Origin of the sequence: Vibrio sp. SG41-7 (assembly GCF_014164465.1) — a bacterium.
In the GTDB taxonomy this organism is placed as follows: Bacteria; Pseudomonadota; Gammaproteobacteria; order Enterobacterales; family Vibrionaceae; genus Vibrio; species Vibrio splendidus.
In genome coordinates this window covers 1-4,867 of the sequence record NZ_JACJFF010000206.1, presented here as the reverse complement: position 1 = coordinate 4,867, position 4,867 = coordinate 1, and the positions used below count along the sequence as shown (strand labels likewise).

Annotated in this window: 4 protein-coding genes; 1 reads left to right on the top strand and 3 read right to left on the bottom strand. The window is 43.6% G+C overall.

The window, feature by feature from the left end; all coding sequences use genetic code 11:
* Positions 1–516 precede the first annotated feature (516 nt).
* From H5300_RS25520 to H5300_RS25510, 3 genes are all read right to left on the bottom strand, one after another.
* Positions 517–1,152 (bottom strand): TetR/AcrR family transcriptional regulator, encoded by a 636-nt coding sequence (locus H5300_RS25520; protein ID WP_061023740.1) that lies wholly within the window; start codon positions 1,150–1,152, stop codon positions 517–519.
* A gap of 113 nt (positions 1,153–1,265) precedes the next feature.
* A complete protein-coding gene (locus H5300_RS25515; RefSeq protein WP_182797234.1) occupies positions 1,266–2,411 on the bottom strand; it encodes an RNA-guided endonuclease TnpB family protein in 1,146 nt (381 codons plus the stop codon).
* Positions 2,412–2,596: 185 nt separating this feature from the next.
* Positions 2,597–3,760: a nucleotide sugar dehydrogenase gene (locus tag H5300_RS25510; RefSeq protein ID WP_182797233.1), complete on the bottom strand. Its 1,164-nt coding sequence runs from the start codon at positions 3,758–3,760 to the stop codon at positions 2,597–2,599.
* Between the two features lie 152 nt (positions 3,761–3,912).
* On the opposite strand from H5300_RS25510, the gene rfaD reads away from it, so the two are divergent.
* Positions 3,913–4,854 (top strand): ADP-glyceromanno-heptose 6-epimerase, encoded by a 942-nt coding sequence (gene rfaD, locus H5300_RS25505; RefSeq protein ID WP_182797232.1) that lies wholly within the window; start codon positions 3,913–3,915, stop codon positions 4,852–4,854.
* Positions 4,855–4,867: the final 13 nt, after the last annotated feature.

Below are 4,867 nucleotides of genomic sequence, written 5' to 3'. Positions count from 1 at the left end.
GGAGTGAGATTAATCGAGTTACGAAGAGCTAAAAGCAGATGCGGGGCGCGGGTATCTGGTGTGCGAACGGCTTAACGCAGATGCGGGGGCCGAGTAGCAGAGATTGGAAGAGCATAAAAGGAGATGCGGGATGCGAGTAAACGAGATACGAAAAGCTTAAAAGCAGATGCGGGATGCGAGTAGCCGAGATGCGAAGAGCTTAAAGCAGATGCGGGATGCGAGTAGCCGAGATACGAAGAGCTTAAAAGCAGATGCGGGATGCGAGTAATCGAGATGCGAAGAGCTTAAAGCAGTTGCGGGATGCGAGTAACCGAGATACGAAGAGCTTAAAGCAGATGCTGGATGCGAGTAGCCGAGATGCGAAGAGCTTAAAGAGACGCCAGGTTCGAGTCTCCTAAATACGAAAAGCTTAAAGCAGATGCAAGGTTAGAGTAAAATGTTACATGAAAAACGCTAGCCTAGTCGTCGCTCTACCCTGCTTTTCGTTACTCGTATCTCGATTACCCGCATCTGGCGTTAGCTGTTCAAAGCCCTTACACCATCTTCCAGTAATGTCAGTTGCTCAAAACCTTGAGCTGTCGCAATCGGTTTAACAGTCGCGATCATCTGCAGCATTCCTTGATGTACCACTTGCTCTGTAATTTGAGCTTTTGGAGACATCGCAGATTGATAAGCTAACCAACCTGATGCGATCAAGTGAAGAGAAGTGACCATCGACTTCATTTCCGTATCCGTTGCTTTGAGCAAGTTCAACTCAACGAAGGCTCTCATAATATCCACAAGATTCGTTTGCAGCTTTTCTTGTACGGCCATGTAATCAAGGTGGAGTTTTTCATCACGTGACAATATTTCAGGTAGGTTCGCATAGAAGAATCGGTACTTCCACATCAACGTGAAGATAGAATCTAAGTAGCGCTTTAATAGCGTCAGGCTTTCTTGTTGCCCTTGAATCGGTGTGAACCTTTCAAGCAACTCTGTTGAATAGAGCGTAAAAATGTCACGTACAATCTCTTGTTTGTTACGGAAGTGGTAGTAGAGGTTACCAGGGCTAATCTCGATATGCTCAGCAATATGATTGGTCGTAATACTACGCTCACCGTGCTCATTAAAAAGCTCTAGAGCAGCGTAAACAATCTTGTCACGTGTTTTCATTAGTTATTAGTATCCCTATCCGTTTAGTGGTCCAGTATATCGCCAGTGACTTTTCACCGCACTTTCAGGCGATGCTTCTTATTTCGTTAGCTGTTGCCCGATAGTATCGAGACTTACGCAGCTTCCATAAGCAGAGACGACCGTCCAGCCGCCTTTAATTCAAGGATGCCTTTATCACGGATATTGAGAGCTGCATTTAAGTCTCGATCTATATCCGTAGTACCACAAGATGGGCAATTCCACTTACGAACCGACAAAGGCATATCTTCCATTTTGTGACCACAACAATGACAAGTTTTAGAGCTGGCATACCACTGATCTAGCTTTACTAGATACTTACCTTGCTCTTTAGCTTTGTACTCAAGCTTAACAACAAAGCCATGCCATGAGGCATCCGCTATGTGCTTCGCCAGTTTGTGGTTTTTCATCATGTTGGCTGATTTCAATGTCTCAACTATCACTGCTTGATTTTCGTCAACGAGAGTTCGAGAGAGTTTGTGTTGAAAGTCAGCACGAGCGTTCACTATCTTTTCATGGCATTTAGCAACAAGCAATCGAGCCTTAGCTCGATTTGCACTGCCTTTTGCTTTTCTAGATAGCTGACGCTGCTTACGTCTGAGGTTTGTCTCAGCACGTTTTACAAATCTTGGGTTAGTTATCTTTCTTCCATTAGATTCAATGGCAAAGTGAGACAAACCGAGATCGATACCTGTTACCTTTCTTATAGTGTGAGGTAAATCAGCCGCACTCACTCCATCATCAACCAGGATTGATGCGTAAAACTTACCTGTTTTACTCTGGCTGACTGTGATGCTTTTTACTACGCCAGTGATCTCTCGGTGAATATTCGCCTCTACAGGCTTCATCTTCGGGAGTTTAATTGCTCCACTATCAAGCACCTTTACGCCCATACAGTGGTAACTCGATTGCTTGCCGTGTCTACGCTTGAATTGTGGGTATCTGGCTTTCAGCTTTGGGTTGAAAAAGTTATCAAAAGCTTGATGAAGATTGATTATGGACTGCTGTAAAGCAATTGAATCGTATTGTTTCATCCAGTGATATTTACGTGACTTTTTTGCAACCGCAAGTAGTGGCTTTATATCTTTCTTTGGATTCAGTGTGACGCCATGTGTGCGGTACATATGAGACTTTAAATGCAGAGCTTTGTTATACGCAAAACGCACAGCACCAAACTGGGCTATTAAAAACTCAGCTTGTTCTTGTGTTGGGTAAATACGTACTTTTGTTGCTCTTAACATTCCAATGCTCACCTGTATGATATCTTCATATTAGCTAACACTACTGACAGTGCAACAATTGGAACGTTAAAAGCTTATGTAAAATAGTCAGGCGACCTCAGATTAAGCCGCTATCGCGTCTTACGCCTTATATCCCGGCATTCATCGGGCGAGTTTAAGGCGAGACTACTAACACTCTGCAGGAATCAATCACTGCCAAACAGGTCTCGTGTGTACACCTTATCTGCAACGTCTGATATTTCATCGACCATTCTGTTGGATACAATCACATCTGATACGGTTTTGAACTCTTCTAGGTCAGAATAAACCTTCGAGTTAAAGAAATGCTCTTCTTCCAACACAGGTTCGAACACGACCACTTCTATACCTTTAGCTTTCAAACGCTTCATGATGCCTTGAATCGACGACGCACGGAAGTTGTCCGAGCCGGCCTTCATGATCAAGCGATAGATACCTACAATTTTAGGCGAGCGCTTAATAATGGACTCCGCAATAAAATCTTTACGGGTGCGGTTAGCATCAACAATAGCGCCCACAATGTTGTTTGGTACATCTTGGTAATTCGCCAACAGTTGCTTGGTGTCCTTCGGTAAGCAGTAACCACCGTAACCAAATGAAGGGTTGTTGTAATGATTGCCAATTCGAGGGTCTAAACCCACACCTTCGATGATCTGACGAGAATCCAAACCATGCGCTTCGGCGTAAGAGTCGAGCTCATTGAAATAAGAAACACGCATCGCCAAGTAGGTATTTGAGAAGAGCTTTACTGCTTCCGCTTCTGTGGAGTGAGTAAACAGTACGTCGATATTCTCTTTTTCTGCGCCTTCAACAAGAAGGTTTGCAAACACTTTCGCTCGCTCAGAACACTCACCAACAATAATGCGTGATGGGTGTAGGTTGTCGTACAGGGCTTTGCCTTCACGTAAAAATTCTGGCGAGAACATAATGTTTTCACAGTTTAAATCTTGCTTAACGCGCTCAGTATAACCAACAGGTACCGTTGATTTAATCACCATGACAGCATTCGGGTTAACCATCATTACGTCACGAATCACCGACTCTACAGAACTGGTATTAAAGTAGTTCGTTTTAGGGTCATAGTCGGTTGGCGTAGCGATAATAACGAAATCTGCATCTTTATACGCTTGCTTATCGGTTGTGGCTTGAAAACTCAAAGCACGATTAGCCAAAAACTCTTCAATCTCAACATCCATGATTGGCGATTGCTTGTTGTTCAACATCGATACCTTTTCTTCGACGATATCAACTGCAACAACATCATGATTCTGCGCCAACAACATCGCATTGGATAGACCTACATAACCGGTACCCGCAACTGCAATTTTCATGATAATACCTATAATTTCGAGTGCTTACTGCGCACTTACCTAAGACTAATCTGCTCATATCATACTCCGCTTAAGGAATTATTCCACTAGCCCGTCTTTGTCATTCCTTGCTATACTCGCGGTAGTTTTATATTCAAAAGAGTAGGAAAAATATGATTATCGTAACTGGTGGTGCTGGCATGATCGGCAGCAATATTGTGAAAGCACTCAATGACGCAGGCCACAACGATATTCTAGTTGTCGACAACCTCAAGAACGGTAAAAAGTTCAAGAACCTTGTAGACCTAGACATCACTGACTACATGGATCGCGACGACTTCCTAACTCAAGTTATGGCTGGCGATGATTTCGGCCCTATTGAAGCTATTTTCCATGAAGGTGCTTGTTCGGCAACGACCGAGTGGGATGGTAAATACATGATGCTCAACAACTATGAGTACTCAAAAGAGTTACTGCATTATTGTGTTGAGCGTGAAATCCCCTTCCTATATGCCTCTTCAGCTGCAACTTACGGTGAGACAGAGACTTTCATCGAAGAGAAAGAGTATGAAGGCGCATTAAATGTCTATGGTTACTCTAAACAACAATTTGATAACTACGTTCGTCGCCTAACCGCGGATGCTGTAGCGCATAACGAAACGTTACCTCAAATTACTGGTTTCCGTTACTTCAATGTTTACGGTCCACGTGAAGATCACAAAGGCAGCATGGCCTCTGTTGCTTTCCACCTAAACAACCAAATGAACGCTGGTGAGAACCCTAAACTATTCGCAGGTAGCGAAACATTCCAGCGTGATTTTGTGTATGTCGGTGATGTTGCAGCAGTAAACCTGTGGTTCTTAGAAAATGGTGTTTCTGGCATCTTTAACCTAGGCACCGGCAATGCTGAGTCTTTTGACGAAGTTGCCAAAGCGGTAATTAAGCACCACGGTAAAGGTGAAATCGAAACGATTCCTTTCCCTGAGCATTTAAAAGGCGCTTACCAAGAGTTTACTCAAGCTGACCTTACGAAACTTCGAGCAGCAGGCTGTGATGTGGTATTTAAAACTGTAGCGCAAGGCGTTGCAGAGTATATGGCAGTTCAAAACAAATAAGCGTTAATGTTCA